Annotated in this window: 19 protein-coding genes; 7 read left to right on the forward strand and 12 right to left on the reverse strand. The window is 70.8% G+C overall.

The genetic code is table 11. The features are described 5' to 3' along the window. Positions 1-33 precede the first annotated feature (33 nt). A complete protein-coding gene (locus tag ABH935_RS38380) occupies positions 34-1056 on the forward strand; it encodes an asparagine synthetase A (protein ID WP_370382885.1) in 1023 nt (340 codons plus the stop codon). Further along, the gene (locus ABH935_RS38385; protein ID WP_370382886.1) at positions 1053-2342 is read left to right on the forward strand and encodes a glutamate synthase-related protein; all 1290 of its coding nucleotides are present in this window, start codon (positions 1053-1055) and stop codon (positions 2340-2342) included. Before ABH935_RS38380 ends, ABH935_RS38385 begins: the two co-directional genes overlap by 4 nt. A 74-nt stretch (positions 2343-2416) precedes the next feature. On the opposite strand, the gene ABH935_RS38390 is transcribed toward ABH935_RS38385, so the two are convergent. The 6 genes from ABH935_RS38390 to ABH935_RS38415 form a co-directional block, all read right to left on the reverse strand. Next, complete coding sequence (locus ABH935_RS38390) at positions 2417-4171, reverse strand: non-ribosomal peptide synthetase (protein WP_370382887.1); 1755 nt, start codon at positions 4169-4171, stop codon at positions 2417-2419. A gap of 14 nt (positions 4172-4185) precedes the next feature. Further along, positions 4186-5205 (reverse strand): TauD/TfdA family dioxygenase, encoded by a 1020-nt coding sequence (locus tag ABH935_RS38395; protein ID WP_370382888.1) that lies wholly within the window; start codon positions 5203-5205, stop codon positions 4186-4188. Beyond that, on the reverse strand, positions 5202-5999 hold the full coding sequence (locus ABH935_RS38400) for a thioesterase II family protein (RefSeq protein WP_370382889.1): 798 nt from the start codon (positions 5997-5999) through the stop codon (positions 5202-5204). Before ABH935_RS38400 ends, ABH935_RS38395 begins: the two co-directional genes overlap by 4 nt. A 2-nt stretch (positions 6000-6001) precedes the next feature. Continuing rightward, complete coding sequence (locus ABH935_RS38405; RefSeq protein WP_370382890.1) at positions 6002-6220, reverse strand: MbtH family protein; 219 nt, start codon at positions 6218-6220, stop codon at positions 6002-6004. A gap of 155 nt (positions 6221-6375) precedes the next feature. Continuing rightward, entirely contained in the window at positions 6376-7560 is a 1185-nt protein-coding gene (locus ABH935_RS38410; RefSeq protein ID WP_370382891.1) for an MFS transporter, read from the reverse strand. Between the two features lie 150 nt (positions 7561-7710). Then, on the reverse strand, positions 7711-8655 hold the full coding sequence (locus ABH935_RS38415) for an NAD-dependent epimerase/dehydratase family protein (RefSeq protein WP_370382892.1): 945 nt from the start codon (positions 8653-8655) through the stop codon (positions 7711-7713). A 124-nt stretch (positions 8656-8779) separates the two neighbouring features. Between ABH935_RS38415 and ABH935_RS38420 the strand changes: the two genes are divergently transcribed. After that, positions 8780-9733, forward strand: coding sequence for a LysR family transcriptional regulator (locus ABH935_RS38420; protein ID WP_370382893.1), 954 nt, complete (start codon positions 8780-8782; stop codon positions 9731-9733). A 204-nt stretch (positions 9734-9937) separates the two neighbouring features. Here ABH935_RS38420 and ABH935_RS38425 read toward each other — a convergent pair whose 3' ends face one another. The 5 genes from ABH935_RS38425 to ABH935_RS38445 all read right to left on the reverse strand — a co-directional run bounded on the left by ABH935_RS38425 (position 9938) and on the right by ABH935_RS38445 (position 14539). Further along, positions 9938-10729 carry a maleylpyruvate isomerase family mycothiol-dependent enzyme gene (locus ABH935_RS38425; protein WP_370382894.1) on the reverse strand — a complete coding sequence of 264 codons (792 nt, stop codon included), beginning with the start codon at positions 10727-10729 and terminating at the stop codon, positions 9938-9940. Between the two features lie 275 nt (positions 10730-11004). Further along, the gene (locus tag ABH935_RS38430; RefSeq protein ID WP_370382895.1) at positions 11005-12135 is read right to left on the reverse strand and encodes a PP2C family protein-serine/threonine phosphatase; all 1131 of its coding nucleotides are present in this window, start codon (positions 12133-12135) and stop codon (positions 11005-11007) included. A gap of 48 nt (positions 12136-12183) precedes the next feature. Further along, the gene (locus tag ABH935_RS38435; protein WP_370382896.1) at positions 12184-12456 is read right to left on the reverse strand and encodes an AAA family ATPase; all 273 of its coding nucleotides are present in this window, start codon (positions 12454-12456) and stop codon (positions 12184-12186) included. Between the two features lie 193 nt (positions 12457-12649). After that, entirely contained in the window at positions 12650-13780 is a 1131-nt protein-coding gene (locus ABH935_RS38440; protein ID WP_370382897.1) for a hypothetical protein, read from the reverse strand. A gap of 123 nt (positions 13781-13903) precedes the next feature. Further along, on the reverse strand, positions 13904-14539 hold the full coding sequence (locus ABH935_RS38445) for a TetR/AcrR family transcriptional regulator (protein ID WP_370382898.1): 636 nt from the start codon (positions 14537-14539) through the stop codon (positions 13904-13906). Between the two features lie 122 nt (positions 14540-14661). Here ABH935_RS38445 and ABH935_RS38450 point away from each other — a divergent pair, with 122 nt between their 5' ends. Then, positions 14662-15120 carry an ester cyclase gene (locus tag ABH935_RS38450; RefSeq protein WP_370382899.1) on the forward strand — a complete coding sequence of 153 codons (459 nt, stop codon included), beginning with the start codon at positions 14662-14664 and terminating at the stop codon, positions 15118-15120. 223 nt (positions 15121-15343) lie between these two features. Continuing rightward, positions 15344-16528 (forward strand): AI-2E family transporter, encoded by a 1185-nt coding sequence (locus ABH935_RS38455; RefSeq protein WP_370382900.1) that lies wholly within the window; start codon positions 15344-15346, stop codon positions 16526-16528. Positions 16529-16581: 53 nt separating this feature from the next. Here the strand turns inward: ABH935_RS38455 and ABH935_RS38460 are convergent, their stop codons facing one another. Further along, positions 16582-17748, reverse strand: a complete 1167-nt coding sequence (locus ABH935_RS38460) for a YbhN family protein (RefSeq protein WP_370382901.1) — start codon at positions 17746-17748, stop codon at positions 16582-16584. A gap of 167 nt (positions 17749-17915) precedes the next feature. Here ABH935_RS38460 and ABH935_RS38465 point away from each other — a divergent pair, with 167 nt between their 5' ends. Both ABH935_RS38465 and ABH935_RS38470 read left to right on the forward strand, forming a co-directional pair. Further along, positions 17916-20234: a helix-turn-helix domain-containing protein gene (locus tag ABH935_RS38465; protein WP_370382902.1), complete on the forward strand. Its 2319-nt coding sequence runs from the start codon at positions 17916-17918 to the stop codon at positions 20232-20234. A gap of 241 nt (positions 20235-20475) precedes the next feature. Beyond that, positions 20476-21273, forward strand: a 798-nt coding sequence (locus ABH935_RS38470) for a hypothetical protein (protein WP_370382903.1), incomplete at its 3' end; no start/stop codon positions are given.

Here is a 21273-nt window from a genome sequence, read left to right on the forward strand (position 1 = left end):
GCCCCTCGGCGACCGACTCGAAGGAGATCGACGATGATCCAGACGTCCCCGACCCCGCTCGCCGTGGCGGGCCCCACCCCGCCTCGGCCGCTCCCGCTGGCCGAGCACCTGCGCTCGGACACGCTCAAGGCCGCCATGCTCGTCCAGCAGGAGGCCCTCCAAGCCACCCGTGACCTTTTGCGCGGCCGGGGGTTCACCGAACTGCTGCCGCCGCTCATCGGCCCGGTCACCGACCCCGGCGGGCGCGGCGCCAAAGCGCTCGACGTCGACTACTACGGACAGCGCTACCGTCTGATGACCAGCGCCATCCTCTACAAGCAGGCCTCGCTGCGCGGCTTCGGCAAGCTCTTCTACATCGCGCCGAACGTGCGCGTCGAGCCGCCGGAGACCGCCGAGACCGGCCGGCACCTCGTGGAGTTCCACCAGATCGACGTGGAGATCGCCGACGGCACCCGCGAGGACGCCATGCGGCTCGCGGCGGATCTGCTCAAGGCGGTCGTGGAGCGGGTCTGGGAACGCGTGCCGCAGGAACTGGTGGGGCTGGGCCGTGACCGTCGGGCCTTCGCCGAGCTGCTGGACGGGCCGTTCGACCGGTGCACCCACGCCGAGGCCGTGGGCCGGCTGCGCGCCCTCGGGCATCCGCAGAGCCCTGACGCCGAGATCGACTGGACCGGCGAGGAGCGGCTGTCGCGGCAGGCCGTGCGGCCGTTCTTCGTCACCGACTACCCGAAGGGCTCGCGGGGCTTCTACGATCGTCAGGACCCTGATCGGCCGGGCGTGCTGCGCAACTTCGACCTCATCGCCCACGGCGGGTTCGGCGAGTTGGTGAGCGGCAGCGAGCGCGAGGCGGACTACGCCGCGATCATCACGCGCATGCGCGAGAGCGGGGAGAACCCCGCGAAATACCAGTGGTACCTGGACATGGTGCGCGAGGGCATCCCGGCCAGCGCCGGGTTCGGCATGGGCCTGCAGCGGCTGGTGCGGTTCCTGACCGGACTCGACGCGCTGTGGCAAGTGAGCGCCTACCCGAAGCTTCCGGGGGTGCTGGCGCCGTGACCGGGGACTTCGTCGACGGATTCGCTGCCGGATTCGCCGAGGCGCGGGTACGTGACCGGGCGCGCGTGGGAACCGCCGACGCCTTCCCGCCGGAAGCCGACTACGGCGTGCGGGTGTTCGGGGCCGGCGTGTCGGACGGCTGCGGTCAGGCTCAGGACGACCTGGACCGGGCGCGCATCGTCCCGCCGGTCTTCATGCCGCGGCGGTTGGAGCGGCTGATCGAGCTGGGCCGTGAGCCGCTGCCCGACGACGTGGACCTGGAATCCGGCATCGGCGGCTTCGCCAGCCCGCTTCCGTTGTTCCTGTCGGCGTTCGGATCCACCCGGGTCGGCAGCGGCGACCTCGCCGTCGCCGCGAGCCGGCAGGCCGGCCGCCTCGGCATCCCGATGGTGATCGGCGAGAACACCGTGTCAGTGCACGGATACCGCGGTGCCTCGGGCGCGCCGTCGGTGATCCTGTCCCGGATCCGCGCCTACCTGGAGGAAGCCGGGGAGGGCCGTGGCGGCGTCGTGGTGCAGCAGAGTACCGAGGACGCCGACTCCGAGGTCTGGAACCTGCTCTACAGCGACCCGGCGGTCCAGCCGCTGCTGGCCTCCGGCCGGCTCGGGTTCGAGCTGAAGGTCGGCCAGGGCGCCAAGCCCGGGCTGGGCGGCATGACCGTGCTCACGCGGCCCGAGGCGGACCGGCTCGCCGACCGCTTCGCGGTGCGCGACGTGCTCGGCCCGGGTTCGGAGCGGGTGCTGCGCTGCGCGAGCCCGGGGACGTTCACCGAGGAGATCGTGCGCCAGCAGCTGCACTTCATGCGGAACAACTACCCGCGAGCCCGTACGTGGATCAAGTTCCACCCCGGTCGCGACATCGCCGAGGCCGCGGCGACCGCCTGGAGCGCCGGTGCGGACGCCGTGACCGTCGACGGCGCCGAGGGCGGCACCGGCTGGGCCCCGACCGCCTTCCTGGACCACGTCGGCCTGCCGCTGGGCGAATGCCTGCGCCGCATCGGCCGGCCGGCCGGCGACCTGCTGGTCACCGGCCGGATGTGGGAGGGGACCCGGATCGTGCGCGCTCTCGCCCTCGGCGCCGGGGCCGCGGGGCTGGGGCGTGCGGCGTTGATCGCGGTGGCGGAGGACCCCGAGCGGGGTCTGGTGCGGCTGGCCGAGTGCATCGCGCTGGAACTCAGGCTGCTGATCAGCGCTTTGGGCAAGTACAGTCCCTCGGTGCTGGGGCCGGAGGATCTGTGGTGGCCCGGGTCCGGCGTCCACGACCGGCAGGAGGCTCTGACCGGCTGAGGCCGATTGCCTGCGGCGGAGCCCCTGGCGGTGGTCACCACCGCCAGGGGCTCCGCCGTTGGTCGGCTGCCGCCTCACCCGGCGGCGGCGACCGCCCGGGCCAGATCCCGCAACCGCGGGTTCTCGTAGACCATCCGGGTCCGGATCACCACCCCGTGCCGCTTCTTCAGATCCGCGACGACGCGCAGCGCCACCAGCGAGTGTCCGCCCAGGACGAAGAAGTCGTCGGTGGCCAGCACCTCGTCCCGGCCCAGCACCTCGCGCCAGGCCGCCGCGATCGACACCTCCAGATCCCCGGTCGGCGTCGGGTCCTCGCCCGTGTCGGTCGTCCGCTGCTCGGCCGGCTCCGGCAGGGCACTGCGATCGACCTTGCCGCCGACGCCCAGCGGCAGTGCGTCCAGCGCGGTCAGCGGCATCCCCGCCAGGTGCTCGGGCAGCCGGTCGCGCAGGTGGGTGCGCAGCGGTTCGGGATCGGTGTCGAATCCCGGTGCCGGCACCCAGTACGCCGCCAGGCTGCGTCCCAGGCGCGGGTGTTCGCGCACTGCGACGACCGCGGAAGCGACCGCCGGGTGCCCGGCCAGGACCGCCTCGACCTCGCCGAGTTCGACGCGCAGACCGTTCACCTTCACCTGGTGGTCGACCCGGCCCAGGTACGCCAGGGTGCCGTCGGCGCGCCGGCGGACCCGGTCGCCGGTGCGGTACATCCGCGCGCCGGGCGGCCCGAACGGGCACGCCACGAAGCGTTCGGCGGTCAGCGCCGGACGCCGCAGATAGCCGGAGGCCAGTCCCGGGCCGGCCACGTACAGCTCGCCCTCGTCCGCCGGGACCAGGTCGTCGTCGAGGACATAGGCCGCCACGCTCGGCAGTGCCGCACCGATGTGCGGCTCGGCGCCCGCGATCCACCCGGCGGTGGCGTCGACGGTGCACTCGGTCGGGCCGTAGAGGTTGAGCGCGCGCACAGACCCGCTGGTCGCCAGATCCTGCCACATCGTCTCGGGGACCGCCTCGCCGCCGAGGAACAGGCGCAGGCCCTGCGGCAGCTCCTGTGCGGCCTCGACGAGGCGGTCGCGCAGCACCGACCAGTGCGACGGGGTCGCGTCCAGGTCCGTGGCCCGCTCCCGCAGCAGGTAGCCGGCCAACGCCGCGGGATCCGAGCGCAGCTCCTCGGTGATCGTGAGCAGCGTGTCGCCGCGGCAGATCCGCGCCCACTGCTGCACCGAGGCGTCGAAGTTGACGCTGGCGTTCCACCCGACGCGCGCGGGCTCCGCGCCGTAGGCTCCGCACTCCTCAAGGCCGTCGACGAGGTGGGCTACGCTGGCGCGGCTCACGACCACGCCCTTCGGCTCGCCGGTCGAGCCTGACGTGTAGATCACGTATGCGGGGGTGTCGGCGGGCACTGATACGGCCTCGTGGGCGCCGTCCGCGGCAGCGTCCGGCGTCAGCACTCGAACACCGTCGGGCCACCGCCGACCACGGTCGGCACACACCACGGCCGCGATCCCCGCGTCCTCGGCCATGAAGTCCAGCCGAGCCTGCGGATACGCCGGATCCAACGGCGCGTACGCCGCTCCCACCGACCATGCGGCGAGCAGCACCGCCGGCAGCACCGGCCCGCGGTCCAGGCACACCCCGACGGTGTCCCCGACCCGGACCCCGGCGTCGGCGAGCGCACCCGCCAGAGCGCGCACCCGCTCGGCCAGGACGCCGAAGGCGACCACCGTCCCATCCGGCGCGACGACGGCGTCCCGCTCCGGATGCGCCGCCGCGCCCTTCTCGAACCGCTCCCTCAGATCGCGCACGGTCGGCGCGCCCCCTGTATCGACAGCCATGATTGCCTTCCTTCCTACGCCACGCCGGCCGGCACGGCGGCCGCCGGGACGGACAGCGACGGCGAGCAATCCGCCAAAGCGACTGGCTCGCCCATCCCGACCACGATCTTCCGATCGCCCCGGAACGGGTCGCGGCCGTGCGCGGCCAGCACGTTGTCCACCAGCAGCAGGTCCCCGGTCCGCCAGGCCCGGCGCACCGTGGCCTGCTCGTAGGCGGCGTCCAGCAGCGCCACCTCCTGTGGCGTCAGCGGGGTGCCGTCGCCGAGGAAGGTGTTGAACGGCAGGCCCTCGGGGCCGAACTCGTCGACCATCACGTCCCTGATGTCAGGGTCCAGCGACCACTCGTTCCAGAACGCGACGTGGTTGAACCAGACCTCCTCGCCGGTCCGCGGATGCCGGATCGTGGCCGAGCGCAGCTGGCTGGTGCTCAGCGTGTCGTCCGGGCCCCAGCGCACCTCGATGCCGTTGGCGGCGCCGTACCGCTCGACGTCCTCGGGCGACTCGGTCGCGAACGCGGTCCGCCAGCTCAGCGAGATGTGCTCGGCGTAGTGCCGGTTCAGCCGCCAGCCGTGCTCGCGGAAGCGCGCCGCCAGGTCGGCCGGCAGCAGCCGCAGCACCTCGCGCACGTCGGCGACCGGCGTGGCGCCGCCCTCCTGCGGGGCGGTCAGGCAGCCGAACAGCAGCAGCCCGGGGAAGGTCAGCGTGTAGCTGTTCTCGTTGTGCATCCGGATGGCGTGCGCCGGCGGCAGGTCGGTCGAGGAGAAGACGTCGTCGCCGAAGTCGCTTCGCGGCGTCGCCTTCTCCTGGTACGCGGCGCGCCGGGCGAACAACGCGTCGCGCACGGCGGCGAAGTCCGCGGGGGAGTGGACGTTCAGTCCCCGCAGGAACAGCGCGCCGTGCTCGGTGAGCGCGCGGCGCACTTCGTCGTGGTGCTCCTCGACCCAGGACACGGCCGCGGCGGCGTCCGCCGTGCCGCCTTCGTCGAGGATCGCGGTCACCGGCGTGCCGGTCTCGTGGATCCAGGTGATCGTCATCGCGACCCCTCCGGTGTCAGGGTGCTGTCGGTCAGGAAGTAGGTGGGCAGCTTCTCCCACGTCGCGGGAGTGTAGAAATGGTTGCCCGGCAGGGCCTGCGTGCGCGAACCGCCGGCGGCGCACCGGGCCCACTGCTCGGCCAGGGCGGGCTCGATGACCGGGTCATCCTCCCCATACAGGACGAGCACGGGGACCGTGGTGTTGGCCCCCGGCGCCGGTCGGTAGGAATCGCGGACCCTGATGTCCGCCTGCATCAGCTCCACGGCCATGTCGCACAGATCAGGGTCTTCCCGTGCGTAGTCCGGCAGCGCGCCGATGGTCTCCATCCACTCCAGCAGCCGCTCCCGGGTGTCCTCGATCCGCGGGAAGCGGTCAAGGTCGGTGACCCCGCGATCCGGGGCGTTGCAGGAGGACACGATCAGCCGCTCGGGCAGCCGGCACCCGCGGGCCGCCAGCCGCACCACGACGTCGAACGCCATCCAGCCGCCCATGCTGTGCCCGAACACCTCGTAGGGGCGCCCCGGATCGGCGGCCACGACGCGCGCGACCGAGTCCGCGGCGTCCTCGGCGAGTTGCTCCCAGTCGGCGGCGTACGGCTCGGCGAACCGGCCCTCCCGCCCCGGATAGCAGACCAGCGCCAACTCCACGTCCTTCTCCAGGCAGCTGAGCCAGGCCCGGTACGCCCCGGTCCCGCCGCCGCAGAAGCCGAGGCAGATCAGGGTCCTGACGGCGTTCGGCCGGGGCTCGGGCCGCACCACCGCCGTGTCCTGCGCTGAGAATGTCTGCACCGCCATGGCTACCGCACCGCCGCTGCCTGCTGCGCGCGCAGCCTCGCCGGCCGGATGTCGCTCCAACGCGCCTGGACGTACGCCAGGCACGCGGCGCGCCGCTCCGGTCCGTGGACGACGCGCCAGCCGTCGGGGGCGGCGATGCCGGCCGGCCACAGCGAGTGCTGGTCCTCGTCGTTCACGAGGACCAGATACCGGCCGTCTTCGTGCTCGAATGGATTCGGCATGGGTTCCTCCTCCCGTCTGTCGGTGGGCCGCCCGGTTCCCACGCCGGGGGCTGGTCCGAGGGTAGGAACGGCCGCGGCCGGCGACAGGAAGTCGCGGCGGCAGGTGAGGGGCAGTTTTCGAATCGTTTCCGGAGCCCACAGTGCAACAGGGTCGTTCAGGTCCAATGCGGGAACGAATACCGCCGCCCCGCCACGACGGTGACGATGGTGGGGATCATGATGGCCGCGGACGCCCAAGGGATGGACAGCACTCCGAATCCGGTGAGAAGGAGGCCCCCGAAGACTCCTCCCGCCGCGATGCTCAGGTTGAACACCGTGACAACCGCGGCCTGGACCCCATCGGTGCCCGCCGCCCGGATCCCGGCCGTCACGAACAGGGTGGCCGAACCGCCGAATCCCACGCCCCACGCCGCGACACCCAGATAGAGGATCGCAGGGCTGACGAAGGCGACCCCGAGCACGGCGGCGCTCACGCCTAGGAGACAACTGCTGACGAGCATCAGCACGCGGTGGTGCGGATCAACGAAGTGCCCCGTCGCCCAGATACTCAGCAGGGCCGCGATCCCGAACACGAGCAGCACCCATTCGATCTGGCCCGCGCCGGATCGGCTCGCTAGCGGCTCGATGTAGGTGTACAGCAGATTGTGGGCGGTGATGAAGCCGGCGACGACCCACAGGATGGTGCGGACGCCGGGAGCACGAAGAATGGACGGGAAAGACACGTGGGCGTTCTTTGGTTCGGCTGTCAGGTTCGGCACCGAGGCGAAGACCCAGGCGATCAGCGCCACGGCGAGAGCCGCCATCACGCCGAACGTGGCGTGCCAGCTGGCCGCGTCCCCCAAGGCGGTGCCCGCGGGCAGCCCGAGGCAGAGGGCCGCGGGTGTGCCGGCCAGGGCGATCGCGATCGCTTTGCCCCGCGCGTTTTCCGGGACCAGCTGTGCGGCGATTCCCCCGATGTTCGACCAGATCAAACCGGCGGCCACCCCGGCGGCGAACCGGGCGATGAGGATGACGGTGAAGCTGTTTTCGAGGGCGATGACGAGGTTGGCTGCTGCGAACGCGGTGAGGGACCAGACGAGCAGGGTACGGCGGCCGACGTTCTTCAGAGCGGCGTTGAGTGGGATCGCCGTCAGGGCGGTCGCGAGGGCATACACCGTGATGGTCTGACCAGCGACCGAATCCGACAGGCCGAGACTTGCGGACATCTTCGGTAGCAGGCCCGCGGGCACCGTCTCGTTCAGGATGCCGAGGAAGCCGGCGGTGAACAGGGCGAGCAGGCTCAGCATCGGGAGCGTGCTCTTGGTCGTGATCGGTCGGTCGTCGTGCACGACAGATGACACGATGGCGTTTCTCCTTCTCCGTACCGGTATCAGAAGTCGTCCGGCGGGGTGGACCGGAGCAGGATCAGTTCGCCGTCGCCGGCGCAGAGGAATTCAGCGGGTAGCTGAATTCCTCTGCCGCCGGCGCCCGGTCTGCTCGTGGGTCAGCGGTCAGCGGTCCGCGGATGTGGTCTCCGGCTGGCGGGATCGACGAAGGATGTCGAGTGCCGTCGTCCGGGACACGACCGGGCGGTAGCCGAGGTCCTTGACGGCCTTGTCGGTGCGCAGCGTGCAGGTCTGCCCGATGAACCAACGGACCGGCACCGGAACGACTTCGGCCGCGGTGGCGAGGTCGATGTCAGGGATGGGGGTGTCGACGCCGTAGATGTCGAACACGGTCTGCATGAACTCGCGGAACTGCACGGGTTCCTGGTCTGTGACGAAGTACGCCTGGCCGGGCTTTCCGCGCCGCCAACCCAGGATGAGACCCTCGACGGCGTTGTCGACGAAAGTGATATCGGTGGTGTGACGTCCCTCCGCGATCCATGAGAACTGCCCCGCCGAGGCGACGGCGGCGAGGCTGTCGGTCACGGGGCTTCCGGCACCCCACACGAACTTGGGGCGGATGGAGACGGTGGTGAAATCATCGGTGTTCGCCTCCAGCACGATGGCCTCTTGCTCCGCCTTGACCGCGCAATACGCTGCGGATGAGTCCGGCCGCAGCGGTGCTGTTTCATCGACATCGATGAGCGGGTCGCCGGCCAACAGCGCGGCCTCGCTGCCACAGCTCACGAAGCGGGCCACCTGAGCCTCGCGGGCGACTAGCAGTGCGGCCCGGGTCCCCTCGACGGTCACCAGCCGGTGCCGGGCGAGGTCGGCGTCCAGATCGGTCTCGGCCGCCAGGTGGAACAGCACCTCGCTGCCTGACACCGCGTCGCGCCAGGTGTCAGGCTCGGTCAGCACTCCCTGCACCGGCTTCGCACCCAATGCCGCGACCGTGTCTGCCGCCGTCGTGCTCCGGACGAGAGCTCGGACGTCGTGCCCCTCGTCCACCAGCCGACTGATCAGCGCGCGCCCGATGAATCCCGACCCGCCAGTCACGAAGACTTGCGTCATGTGAACCTCCTGATTTGCGCTTGTACACGCCCGATGCGGGCGCCCGAGATATTCAGCGGCGAGAGGCCGTCGGACCTTCCCATCGCGAGATTCATAGTTCCGAGAGTTGGCATAAACTCTGTTTATGGCATCTCTTCGTGCGCTCGAATGTCTGGTCGCCGTCGCCGACTGCGGGTCGATCACAAAGGCCGCACGGCTGCTGCACCTGACCCAACCCGCGGTCTCGCACCAGCTCGCCGAGCTGGAACGGGAGACGCGAACCGCGCTGCTCAACCGCCGTCCACGCGGGGTGAGCCTGACCCCGGCAGGCACCGCCGCCCTCCCGCACGCCCGTCGGGCGCTTGAGGCTGCCGCATCGGCCATGCACTCGGCTCGTGCGATCGGTGAAGGCACGGGTGGGAGCCTGCGCGTGGCGTGCGCCCAGAGCCTCACCGTTCCGCTCGTCGCCCCAGTCCTGCGCGAATGGCACCGCAGGCGTCCGGGCATCGTTGTAAGCCTGCGCGAGTCCGCGGTACTCGCCGAGTTGCTCGGCTTCATCGATACCGGCGCGGTCGATATCGTGCTGCTACCCGCGCCGGTCCCGCAGGGCTACGTGACCAGCGTGATCGCCGACGAGGAGATTGTGCTGACGGCGCCGGTCGGTCACCGTCTGGCCGCCGCGGGAGACGTGCGACTGCACGAACTCGATGGCGAGGCGCTGGTGCACTTCGCACCGGAAAACGGACTGCGCGACTGGCTTGACCGCTCACTCGCGGATGCCGGGGTCCGGCCCGAGCCGGTGATGAGCACCTCGATCACCGCAGCCGGGCCCCAACTGGCCGCCGCCGGTCTGGGTGTCTGCGTCGCCCCGGTGAGTGCGGTGAGCGCCGGCCTGCCGGCCGCGATCCGGTCCTTCTCACCGAAGTGGGTCAGGCAGCTGATCGCGGTGACGCCGGCCCGACCAGATCCGCTCTCCGCCCGCTTCATCACCGACCTCCGCACCCGTGGCGTACGCGTTCCCCGCGACATCGCCCGGCAACTCGCCGGCGGCGACCGCGACGCCCCGCTCACCGCTGAGCGAAGCCGCAGAGGCGATTGACAGGCGGCCTCGGGCCGGTGCCTCCGACGCCAGCGAACTGGACCGAAGAAGATGTCCCGGCACCTCGTGGGCGGTCCATCGCCGGCGAGCGAACGCGTGGCGCGAATCCGGCCATGACGGCATCGGCCGCATCGCTAAAGATGTCACCGTCTGGATGGCTGCCCGCAACGGCGCCAAGCCATCAGCCGCCTTCCAAAAAAAGCTTTAGAACTTCGGGAATACCCGGCGCAGCAGGTTCAGGTCGACCACGCCGGTCGCGGTGATCCCGTCGGGCGTGTACTGCGGCTTCAACCGGCCTGTGACCAGCCGGAGCCAGGCCTCGGCGGGCAGGGTGAGCGTCCCGTCGGCCTGCTCGGGGGTGCCGATCGCGGCGCTGATCTTGTCGCCCAGCGTCAGGGTGAAGGACTGCCCCGGGCCGGCCGTCGTCACCGCGATCACGGCGGCCAGGCCGTCCAGTGTCTCCGGCCGGCCGATGTAGCCGGCTACGTCCGTGCTCAGGGCCAGCAGGTGCGCGGTGGCCGCCGGGGTGACCGTCGCCGCCGGGTCGAAGCCGACGCGTACGTCCCAGGAGTGCAGCGCGAGCTCGTTCAGCCGTGCGGTCGCGAAACCCGCGACGTCGATGGGGGCCGGGAGGTAGCCCGTGTCGATCTTCAGGCTCTGCCGGGTTTCCTCGCCGAGTGACTCAAAGGACTGGGTCAGTGCTTCGTTGGCGGCCAAGAACCACTCCAGCCGATCCCGCGGGTCCGCTGCGTCGTATCTCGCCCAGATCGCTTTGCTGAACTCGATCCCGGGGTTCGGCTTGCCTTCCAGCGATACCCGCAGTGCGTTCTGGTTGATCTCCGCGCCGCTGCCCAAGTGCGAGAGAACCTGGGAGACGTCCCATTCCTCCGCGGCGGTCGGCGCGGCGAGCTGCTCGTCGGAAAAACGGGACGACAGCCCGGCGAGGTCGTCGAACTCGCTGCGCAAGGTGGCGATGACAGCATCAGCGTTGCTCATGTGCCGAGCCTAGTGCAGTCGCCGAGCTGTGGGCCGGGGCCGGCGTCGCCGTTCCCGGCGAGGGCCGCGGCGAGCACGGCCCGGGGTGAAGTCGCGCCTTCTTGCGTTCGGGGTCGTAGCGCCGAGCCAGCCAATCTCTCGGCCACAACCGACTCCCTCACCCAGCCGGGCCGCGTTGAGCATTGCGAGTACGGCTCCTGACCAATCGCCGCCTGAGCCCGAAGCGACTGCCGGGCCGGGCCGGGCGGGGCTGTGGCGGCCGTGGCCACTGCCGTTCAAGCGTCGCGCCGGACGGCGAGCAGCGCCGCGTCGTCGGTCATCCCGTCGGCGGAGTACGCCACCACGTCCGCGAGCAGTTCGTCGAGAACCGCGTCGGGCTCTCGCGCGCCGATCGCCGCGAGTCTGGCGGCGAGCGGGTAGAACCGGCCCTGGAGGTCGCGCGTCTCCGAGACGCCGTCGGTGTAGAGCAGGAGGAGGTCGCCGGGCTCCAGGTCGACCGTCTTGCCGCCGATGGCGTCGGGGGTGAGTGCCTGCAACCCCAGCGGCGGTACATGGGACGGTGGCTCGATCTCGCTCACGGCTCCGGAGCGGCGCCGCAACAGCGGAGGCGGATGGCCGCAGTTGACGATCTCCACCACGTTCTGCGCCGCCGGGACCGCGAGCAGCACGGCCGTGACGAACCGCTCGTTGTGTCGGCTCTGTTCGAGCGCGCTGTCCAGGTGTTCGGCGACTCGGGCGAGGTCTGGTTCCGTCCGGGCGTCCGCTCGGAACACGCCGAGGACGTCCGCGGCGGTCTCGACCGCGCCCAAGCCCTTGCCCTGCACGTCACCGAGCAGAACCCGGGTGCCGTACGGGGTGTCCAGGACCTCGTAGAGATCCCCGCCGATCCTGGCCTCGGCCGCGGCGGCCAGGTAGCGTACGGCGACCCGCATCCGGCCGATCCTGTCCGGGACGGGACGGAGCAGGGCGCGCTGGGCCGCTTCGGCGACCGTGCGGACCTGCCGGAGTTCTTGTTCCCGGGTCTTGGTCAGCACGACGCCGGCGGCGCTGGCCAAGGTGACGGCCGCCACGGCGGCCACGGCCTCGACGTGCACGGCGGCCGACACGTCCTGGTTGCCGAGGGCGAGCAGCCCGACGCCGACGGCCGCCAGCGCTCCGGCGACCAGCGGCACCCGGGCGGACCTGGCGCCCGCCGCCGCCAGCACCGGGACCGCGGCGAGGATCGGTGAGACCGTGGTGTGCGGCCCGGTGAGCAGGTCCGCCACGATGGCCGCGACGATCAACACGTACGCCGCGATCAGCATTCGGCGCGACCGCCTGGGCATCGTGGCCGACGACGTCACACCAGCCTGCGCGGCTTCCACCACGGCCTCTTCGGGCGCGCCGACTCCTCGGAAATGGCCCACGTCTCTCACTCTCGCGCCTTCCACACACTCCGGCGACACGAGGAGGCACTATGCGCTCAGCCACGGCCCCGCCTTGCGTAACGCATCCACGACCGGGCCGTAGGGGAACAGCTCGCGCAGCGGATGGCAGACGCCGGTCAGAGTCCGCCCTCCGGCTTCGGCGATCGCGGAGGCCGCCTCGCTGATCAGCCGCGACTTGCCGATCCCGGCAGGGCCTTCGATCATCACCGACTCCAGCTCGCGCTCGTGCTCGCGCCCGACGAACGCGAACGTCCCGGCCGGGCGTGCGGTGTCCAGGTCCCGCCGCCCAGAGACGCCCATGCGATCACCTGCGGCTCGTCCACACCGTGCGGCCACGGCCTGATGACCAGGTCAAGTCTGCGAGTGCACGGTCCCCGCCGCCGTGGCGGGGCGGGTGGGCCGGCATTCCGGCCGATGAAGCCGTGCGGGGCACCCAGGCCCCGCACGACTGTCAAGCACCCCGACCGATGGCGGAGGCCGGGGGATCTGTCAGTCAGTGGTGGCGCTGGATCGGGGGCTCGGGCTGGTAGGTGGCGACCGCCGGGCTGGTGCCGGTGGTGATGGTGCCGATCCACTGTGCCGGGTTGATGTAGGCGCTGGAGAAGGCGGACCCGATGACGTACCGCAGTCGACCGGAGGGGTCTTCGTAGAACATCTCGTAGGCCGGTGCCGTCCCCTCTATGGGCTGGTAGATTCCGGCACCCGTGGGGCTGGACCCGGGCGCCAGCTGGATTCCGTTCGGGCTGCGCGGGTCGATGACCGGTCCGGCGAGCAGCGACCCGTAGCCGAAGAGTCGGCCGTCGGCGCTCTGGTACGTGATCTCGTAGAAGCCGTTGGGGCTGTTGGCCGTAGGTGGCGCGTAGGTGATGTCCGGGCTCGTACCGGGCCATGCCACCCCGGCCGCGGTGGTGCCCAGGCTGCCGGTGGCCACGAGCCCCCCGCCGGGGACGGCGTATGCGATCTCGTAGCCGCTTCCCAGGACCATGATGCTGGGGTTGGTGCCGGGCGCCATGTTCTGGCCGAGGTTCTCGGTGCCCAGGCCGCCGGCCACCTCCACGTTGTGCGACGCGTCCTGGTAGGCGATTTCATAGCCCGGGTTGCCCGCATCGGTGATCGACGGGCTGCTCGTCGGGTCCATGGCCACGCCGACCGGTGCGGTGTTGCCGGCGGTCCCCGTCACCCACAGCGCCCCGGTGTTCGACTGGAACGCGATCTCGTAGCCGCCGTCGGACAGGTCTGTGATGGACGGGCTGGTGCCCGGCATCATGGCCAACCCGAGGTCTCCGTTTGCCTGCTTGCCGGCGACCGCCAGGGTGCCGGCGCTGGTCTGGTAGGCCATTTCGTAGCCCTTGCCGTGCAGCGAGGTGATCGCGGGGCTGGTCCCCGGCATGATGGCCGCTCCGAGGGTGGAGGGGTTGCAGCCGCCCAACACACCGCTGCTGTTGGGCCAGACACACAGGTCTCCCATCACGGAGCCGTTGCCGCTGTTGTACGCGAGCTGGTAACCGGTCTGGTAGGGGACCGTGACGGTCCCCGCCGACGCCTGCGGCGCAGTGGCCGAGACCACGCCGAGTGCTGCGCTCAGGGCCGCCGCAGCCGCCCACGCTTTGTTCCGAACGAACATAAGGTGCCGCTCCATCGCTTTCCGAAGGCTTGATCCTCAGGTGCGACGTGAACGCTGCCAGCCGAGCGTTTGGAAAAACTTTGACGCGGATGTGGGGGCGCTGCGCCCCTGGACGGCGACAGATCAGACCGACGTGGTCGGTTCCGAGACGGCGAACCAGTGGTCGAGTTCGTCGAGGACGCGGGCCACGGCCGGGTGGAGTTCGTCGGCGATCTGTTTCTGGCTCTGTCCCTCGGCCGTGCGTCGGCCGGTGCCGGTGATGATGATCTGGAACACGCCAGCCAGTGCGATGCCTTGCAGACGGGCGATTTCGGGCGGCACGGCCGATGTGGCGGCGATGGCCTCGGTCAGGGCGTCGGCCTGGCGGGCTGTCAGTTCCAGGGCGAGTCGGTGGACGGTGGGGCTGATGGCTGCCAGATGGCCGAGTTCGCCGGGCCACTGGTTCTCGGGGACGCCGCGGATTCCCTGCACGCCGGTCAGGACGAACTCGCGGATCGCGGCCGCCGGCGTCGCCCCCGCGGGGCGGGTGCGGATGAGCTCGCACAGTCGGTCCCGGACCTGTTCTTCGCGGTCGGTGACCAGTTGTTCCTTGGTGCCGAAGTAGTTGTAGACCGTCTGCTCGGCCACTTCGGCCGCCTGGGCGACGTCTGCCACCGTGACGTGTTCGTAGCCGTGCTCGGCGAACAGCCGGGCGGCGGTGTCGGCGATGTGCCGCCTCGTGCGTGCCTTCTTGCGTTCGCGCAGCCCTGTGGGTTCCATCCCGGCCAGTTTAGCGAGCGTGCTCGAAGTTTGGACCTGACTCCAGCTGCGAGGAATAGGCCGGCAAGCCAAGAAGTTGTAGTCAACTCGAAGATTGTACTCAACTCAAAGAGAGGATCGTCATGTCTTCCACGACCGACGCCCAGGAGCGGACCGCCCGTCTGTTGGGCTTGATGAAGCAGGGCGACGACGCGTTCAACGCCCGAGACATCGCGGCGATGGACGCCGTGCACCACCCCGACATGGTCGCCTACGTCACTGGCAACGCCCAGCCGTTGTACGGGCGAGCCGCACACGCCGCGGCGATGGAGCAGTTCTTCCGCGCCTTCCCGGACGTGCGCGTGGCGTGCGACCCGTACCCGATCCAGTTCGGAAGCGGTGACTGGATCACCGTCATCACCCGCGTCACCGGTACCTTCACGGGGGAGATGGTCCTGCCCGACGGGACGGTGATCCCGCCGACCGGCAAGGCCTTCGACGTCGAATTCGGCCAGACCGTCAAGTGGGACGGCGACCGGGTCATCGCGATCTCCGCCTTCTGGGACGCAGCCGCGCAGGCTGAGCAGATCGGCTTGGCATAGCTATGGCCTCGCGCGCCGGCGAACCGGATCAAGTTCCGGCCGCCGGCGTGTGAGCTACGCGAAGATGCACGCGGGGGCACCGTGGCGCCGGTGGCCCGGCCGCAGGGCCGAACCGTGCCGGATGGCTGATCGCGCATGTTTGTTCCGGGGCAGTCAGGACACCAGGCCAAACCGATGTTCTGTGGCGTCGCGAAGTGTCGCCACTCGTAGGGGAGGGTCAGGCGTGACTGACAGTGGGGCGGTTCTGCCATCGGCGACCATCGCGGCGCACGACGATCTGCGCGCGACGGAATCGCGCATAGCGGGGGCCGCGGAGGAGCCCGATGCGTCGGACGGGCAGCGGCTGTGGGTGCCCGGCCGGTCCGTGCGGCGGCTGCCTGCGCAGCGGTCCTGGTTCCAGGTGGGCTACGGGTTCACCGCCGGAGCGATCCTGGCGTATGCGACTGCTGAGGCGATCCTGCGGTCCGCGCAGGTTCTGATTCTGGTCCTGCTCTCGGCGTTCCTGGCCGTCAGCCTGGAGCCGATGGTGGTGGGTCTGGAGCGTCTGCGGTTGCGGCGCGGGTTCGCGGTCGCTGTGGTGCTGATCGGATTCACCGCTGTGCTGGGCGGTTTCCTGGCCCTGGTCATTCCGCCGGTGAGCAACGAGGTCACGGCGCTGACCAAGGAGATCCCCACCTGGCTGCAGGAGATCCACGACCACCACTCGCAGCTGGGGAAGATCGAGGACCGCTACCACCTCGTCGCCAAGGCCAAGGCGCAGTTCGCCTCCGGCGACGTGGCCGGCAAGCTGGTCTCCGGTCTGATGACCGCCGGACAGATCATCGTCGGCGCGGTCACCTCGACCTTCATCGTGATGACGCTGACGATCTACTTCCTGGTCGGCATGCCCACGGTGCGGGACTTCGGGCTGCGGTTCGTGAGCGCGCGCAACCGGCCGCGCAGCCGGGACCTGACCGACCGGATCCTGCTGCAGGTCGGCCGCTACATGCTGGCCAACCTGGCCACCTCGGCGCTGGCCGGCCTGGCCACCTTCGTCTGGTGCGTGGCCGTCGGGGTCCCGTACGCCGCCGTGCTCGGCTTCCTGGTCGCCATCATGGACATGGTCCCGGTCATCGGCTCGACCGTCGGCGGCGCCGCGGTCAGCCTGGTCGCGCTGGCGGTCTCCGTGCCGACCGCGATCGCGTCCCTGGTCTTCTACACCCTGTTCCGGTTCGCCGAGGACCACCTGATCAACCCGCTCACGATGAAGTACACGGTACGGATCCACCCGATCGCGACGATGATCGCGGTGCTGGTGATGGGGACGCTGATGGGTCTGGTCGGCGCGCTGATCGCGGTGCCGACGGCCACTGCGATCGGGCTGATCCTGCAGGAGGTGGTCTTCCCGAAGCGCGACCAGGCCTTGTGAGGTCGCGGGCGAGGCGGCCGGTCCGGCCGCCGACGTGCTGCGCTGCCTGTCGCCTACCCGTCGGTGACGGCGGCCCGCACCTGCTTGAGATGCCAGCCGGCGTAGGTCACGGCGCCGAGCGGTATCGGCAGCGCGAACGTCACGGCCCGGGTCAGCAGGATCGCGGTCGTGACGCGCGCCGCGGACGCCGGATCCAGGGACGCCGCCAGGTAGGTGGTGAGGCCGAGTTCGATGACGCCGAGTCCGCCGGGCGTGATCGGGACGGTGGAGATCAGCCGGGCCAGGGCGAAGCCGGCGAAGCAGCGGGCCCAGGAGACCTGGCTCTGCGGTACTCCGCAGGCCAGCAGGCAGGCTTGGAGCACGACCAGCCAGCCCAGGTCGCTCGCGACGGTCGCCAGCGTCAGCCAGCCCCCGCGCTCGTGCAGCAGGTCCCTGGCCTGGTCGCGGAAGCCGATGACCGCCGCGGCCACCCCCGTGGGCGCCGGGCGTCGCAACACCTTGAAGACGGCCCCGGCCGAGCGTTGCGCCGCCCGGCCGACGGCCTGCGCCACCCGCTCGTCACGCAGGCCTCTGCGAAGCACGACCACCGCCACGGCGAAGACCCCGAGGCTGATCGAAGCGCCGGTCAGCAGCGTCGTCGTCGCCCCGAGGCCGGAGGAGAGGCGGCCGGTGAAGAGCAGCACGAGGACCGCCACACCGGGCGTCGCCAGCTTCGCCAACGCACTCCAGACCCCCGTCACCCCCGCGTACGCCGCGAACTCCCCCGAGGTCACGCCCCATCCGGCGAGCATGCGCCAGCTGATCCCCAACGCGATCGCACCGCCGCCGGGAACGGTGTTGGCCACCGCGGTCGAGGCCAGGTTCGACGCCGCCGCCCGCGGCAACGACAGCCCTGGGACGGCCGACATGATCAGAGCCCAGTTCGCCAGCAGGTTGACCAGCGCCGCCACGGCGACCATCGCGATCGAGGACGCAGTCATCGTGCGCAACGTGTCGAGCACCTGGCCGTAGGAGGCGAGGCGGGGTATCGCGAAGCCGAACACGGCGATGATCAGGACGACGGGGATTCCGATGGTGAACACGCGCCGCAGGGTTCGGTGGCGGAGTTCGGCTGCTGTGGGCGGGTTCGGCTGGGGCGCGTCCGAATCGGGCGGGTTCGGCTCAGGCGCGTATGACTCGGCCGCGTCCACGCCGTCCTGGCCCGCCTTCGAGATCTCCACGTTTCACTCTCCCGTGCCCGACGGTACTGGCGCCACCCTGATACCTCGGCTGCCAGTTTTCATGTCACCGGCACCGTCGATGAGTCGTCGTGGTCGCGCATCGGAGCAGAGCGATCCGCCGGGAAAGTTGGCCGGAAGTTTCCTCGGTGTTCGTTAGACTCACTGCCGTGCCTGAGGAACTGCACTTCGGTGACCTGCTCCGCAGGCTGCGCACGGACGCCGGCTTCACCCAGGAGGAAGTCGCGGAGCGCGCGCGGCTCAGCGCCCGCGCCATCGGCGATCTCGAACGTGGCACGGCGCGGCGGCCGCAGCGCAAGACGGTCGAGTCGCTCATCGCGGCGCTTGAGCTCGACGACGAAGACGCCCGGTTGCTGGCCGCCGCGCGGCGGCGGCCGACGCGGCCGGTGCCGTCGGTGCCACCACTGCCGTCGGCGGATCCGGGCGGCACGGTGGAAGAGCGGGGGAGTTCCGCGAACGCCGCCGAGTCCGTTCCCCGGCAGCTGCCCGCGGGGCCGTGGTCGTTCGTGGCCCGCTCCGGCGAGCTGGCCGAACTCGACCGGATTGGCGGCGGTCAGATCGTCGCCGTGATCGGTGCCGGCGGGATCGGCAAGACGGCGTTGGCGGTGGCCTGGGCGCACCACGCCGCCGAACGGTTCCCCGACGGGCAGTTGTTCGTCGATCTGCGGGGCTTCGATCCGCGCGGGCGGTCGCTGCCGGCGCACGAGGCGCTCGGCGGGTTCCTCCAGGCGCTGGGCGTCGCCGTCCGGCAGCTGCCCGAGTCCACCGCCGACCGGGCCGCGCTCTACCGCACGCTCGTGGCCGACCGGCGGCTGCTGGTCGTGCTGGACAACGCCGTGGACAGCGAGCACGTCAGGCCCCTGCTTCCGGCCGGGCCCGGCTGCCGGACCGTCGTCACCAGCCGCGACCGGCTCACCGGGCTGGTCGCCGTCGAAGGCGCGCGGCCGGTCCGGCTGGGCCCGCTGGCCGACGCGGACGCCTGCCTCCTGCTCACGTCGCGGCTGCGTCACGACGGGGCGGATCCCGAACCGCCGGATGTGAAGGATCTGATCCGGTACTGCGGCGGGCTGCCCTTGGCCGTCACGATCCTGGCAGCGCGGCTGACGCTGGAACCCGACGTCACCGTGTCCGATCTGGCGCGGCGGCTGGCGGACGAGAAGGCCCGGCTGGACGAGCTCGGCGTGTCCGACGCGGCGGCCGACACCCGGGCGGTGATCTCCTGGTCGGTCCGGAACCTGGATCCTCAGACCTCGGCGGTGTTCCGGAGTCTCGGGCTCCATCCGACCGCGGAGTTCTCGCTTGAGGCGGCCACCAGCCTCGCCGGCCTGCCGTCGCCGGCCACCCGCCGGGCGTTGCGCGAACTCGTGGACGCGAACCTGCTGGAGCCGACAGCGGACGGCCGCTGGCGCTCGCACGACCTGATCCGCCTGTACGCCGTGGAACTCGCGGACGCCGAACTGGACGCGGCCGCCATCGGGAAAGCTCGCTGCCGGATGCTCGACCACTACCTGCACACGGCCTTCCAGGCCGATCGGCTCGTCCATCCGCTGAGGGCGCCGATCACCCTCGGCCCCGCCGCTCCGGGCGCGACGGTGACGGCGTTCGACGACGACACACAGGCCCTGCGGTGGCTGCGGCGAGAGTCGGCGACTGTCACGGTCGTCGTCGATCTCGCCGTGGCCCACGGGCACGACGCGCATGCCTGCCAAGTCCCGTGGACGCTCCTGAACCACCTCGACGACAACGCCGACTGGCCGGCCCTGATCCTGCTGGCCGAGCACGCGATCGCGGCGGCCCGGCGGCTCGGCGACCCCCGGGCCGAGGCTCAGGCCAGCGGCGACGCGGCCGTGGCCCACTACCGGCGGGGAGACCACGACGCCGGGCTCGCCGCCCTGGAGCGAGCCCGGATCCTGTTCACGGAACTCGACGACAAGCGAGCCCTGGCCAGAATCGAACGGATCACCGCGCTCATCTACGAGTCCATGGGCCGGTACGACGACGAGGCGGAGCACGCAGGGAGAGCGCTGGAACTCGCTCAGGCGGTCGGCAGTCCCACCGTCGAGGCCAACGGCCACGCAGAGCTGGCGAAGGCGGAAGCTCTGCGCGGCGGTTACGAGACGGCCCTGCGCCACGCCCGCGCGGCCGCGGAGCTGTTCCGGCAGCTGGGCGACCGGAACGGGGAGGGCGACGTCCTGGGCATCATGGGTCTGGTCGCCTACCGGCGCGGGCGCCGGGAGTCCGCCCTCGACTACTACCAGCAGTGCGAGTACGCGCACGCTGATGCGGGAACGCACTTCGACCGGTTCCAGGCGATCGCGAGAGTCTCCGCGCTGCACGCCGAACTGGGCGACACCGAGGCGGCCGAGCAGCGGATGCGGGACGCGGAGCGGCTCGCCGGCGAGCTGGGACTGCGGCCGGATGAGGCGGTGGCGACAGCGCTCGACGTCTTGGTGCGGTTCGTGCCTTAAGGCGGTGGCGGCGGCTCCCTTCCCGGCAGTGCGAGCACGTCGTCCAGCACTGTGACGATCTTGCGCTGCGCTCTGTGCACCAGGTTGCGGTCTACGCACCGCGCTGCGTTCGAGGGCGCCGAGCGAACCGGCGCCGAAGACTTCCGTTTTTTCTGCCAGTGCTTCTTCCTGGTGCCCGCCCGGGGCCATCTATCAGACTCCTGACGATGATCAACGCACCTCGGACAACGGGAGACAGTAGATGAAACGTGTGGTGGAACAGTGGACGCGGATACGAGCGCTGGCCATGGCCCTGGCGACCGCCCTCTGTGTGATGGCGGCCCCGGTGGCGGCGGCGCCGGCGCATGCCGTGTCGTCCGCGGGGGAGTTCCACGTGTTCGGGGTGAGCCCGTCCGGGAACCTGTTCCAGGACTGGTACGGCACGGGGTGGTCCGGTTACGCGGTGATGGGTGCGGGCAACGGGGGTGAGGCGCTGTTGGCTCAGCCGGCGGTGGCGTACGACCCGGACAACGGTACGTATCACGTCTTCGCCGTCGGCCGGACCTCTGGAAACGTCTACCAGGTGACGTTCGCGCCGGGCGTCGGGTGGACCGACTGGCAGAACCTCGGAGGCGGCCTTCAGGGGGGTCTGAGCGCGGTCTATGAGAACGGGACGTTTGAGGTCTTCGGTACGAGTCCGGGTGGGAACTTGTTCGAGGACTGGTATGGCAGTTCGGGGTGGTCCGGCTGGGGTGAGGTGACCGGCGGCAACGACGGTGAAGCTCTCGCCGGCGGACCGGCGGTCGCCTACGACCCCGACAACGGCACCTTCCACGCGTTCGCGGTGGGGAAGAACACGGGGAACACTTACCAGGTGACGTTCGTGCCCGGGACCGGTTGGACCGACTGGCAGAACCTCGGGGGCGGCCTTCAGGGCGGTCTCAGCGCGGTCTATGAGAACAAGTCGTTTGAGGTCTTCGGTACGAGTCCGGGTGGGAACTTGTTCGAGGACTGGTATGGCAGTTCGGGGTGGTCCGGCTGGGGTGAGGTGACCGGCGGC

This window comes from Catenulispora sp. GAS73 (genome assembly GCF_041262085.1).
Lineage (GTDB): Bacteria > Actinomycetota > Actinomycetes > Streptomycetales > Catenulisporaceae > Catenulispora.

What these genes read in the sequence shown, in the direction of transcription:
- ABH935_RS38390 (WP_370382887.1), bottom strand. Translation starts at nt 4,171, where the DNA reads ATGGCTGTCGATACAGGGGGCGCGCCGACCGTGCGCGATCTGAGGGAG.
- ABH935_RS38405 (WP_370382890.1), bottom strand. Translation starts at nt 6,220, where the DNA reads ATGCCGAATCCATTCGAGCACGAAGACGGCCGGTATCTGGTCCTCGTG.
- ABH935_RS38425 (WP_370382894.1), bottom strand. Translation starts at nt 10,729, where the DNA reads ATGAGCAACGCTGATGCTGTCATCGCCACCTTGCGCAGCGAGTTCGAC.
- ABH935_RS38445 (WP_370382898.1), bottom strand. Translation starts at nt 14,539, where the DNA reads ATGGAACCCACAGGGCTGCGCGAACGCAAGAAGGCACGCACGAGGCGG.
- ABH935_RS38380 (WP_370382885.1), top strand. Translation starts at nt 34, where the DNA reads ATGATCCAGACGTCCCCGACCCCGCTCGCCGTGGCGGGCCCCACCCCG.
- ABH935_RS38395 (WP_370382888.1), bottom strand. Translation starts at nt 5,205, where the DNA reads ATGACGATCACCTGGATCCACGAGACCGGCACGCCGGTGACCGCGATC.
- ABH935_RS38415 (WP_370382892.1), bottom strand. Translation starts at nt 8,655, where the DNA reads ATGACGCAAGTCTTCGTGACTGGCGGGTCGGGATTCATCGGGCGCGCG.
- ABH935_RS38435 (WP_370382896.1), bottom strand. Translation starts at nt 12,456, where the DNA reads ATGGGCGTCTCTGGGCGGCGGGACCTGGACACCGCACGCCCGGCCGGG.
- ABH935_RS38420 (WP_370382893.1), top strand. Translation starts at nt 8,780, where the DNA reads ATGGCATCTCTTCGTGCGCTCGAATGTCTGGTCGCCGTCGCCGACTGC.
- ABH935_RS38400 (WP_370382889.1), bottom strand. Translation starts at nt 5,999, where the DNA reads ATGGCGGTGCAGACATTCTCAGCGCAGGACACGGCGGTGGTGCGGCCC.
- ABH935_RS38440 (WP_370382897.1), bottom strand. Translation starts at nt 13,780, where the DNA reads ATGTTCGTTCGGAACAAAGCGTGGGCGGCTGCGGCGGCCCTGAGCGCA.
- ABH935_RS38450 (WP_370382899.1), top strand. Translation starts at nt 14,662, where the DNA reads ATGTCTTCCACGACCGACGCCCAGGAGCGGACCGCCCGTCTGTTGGGC.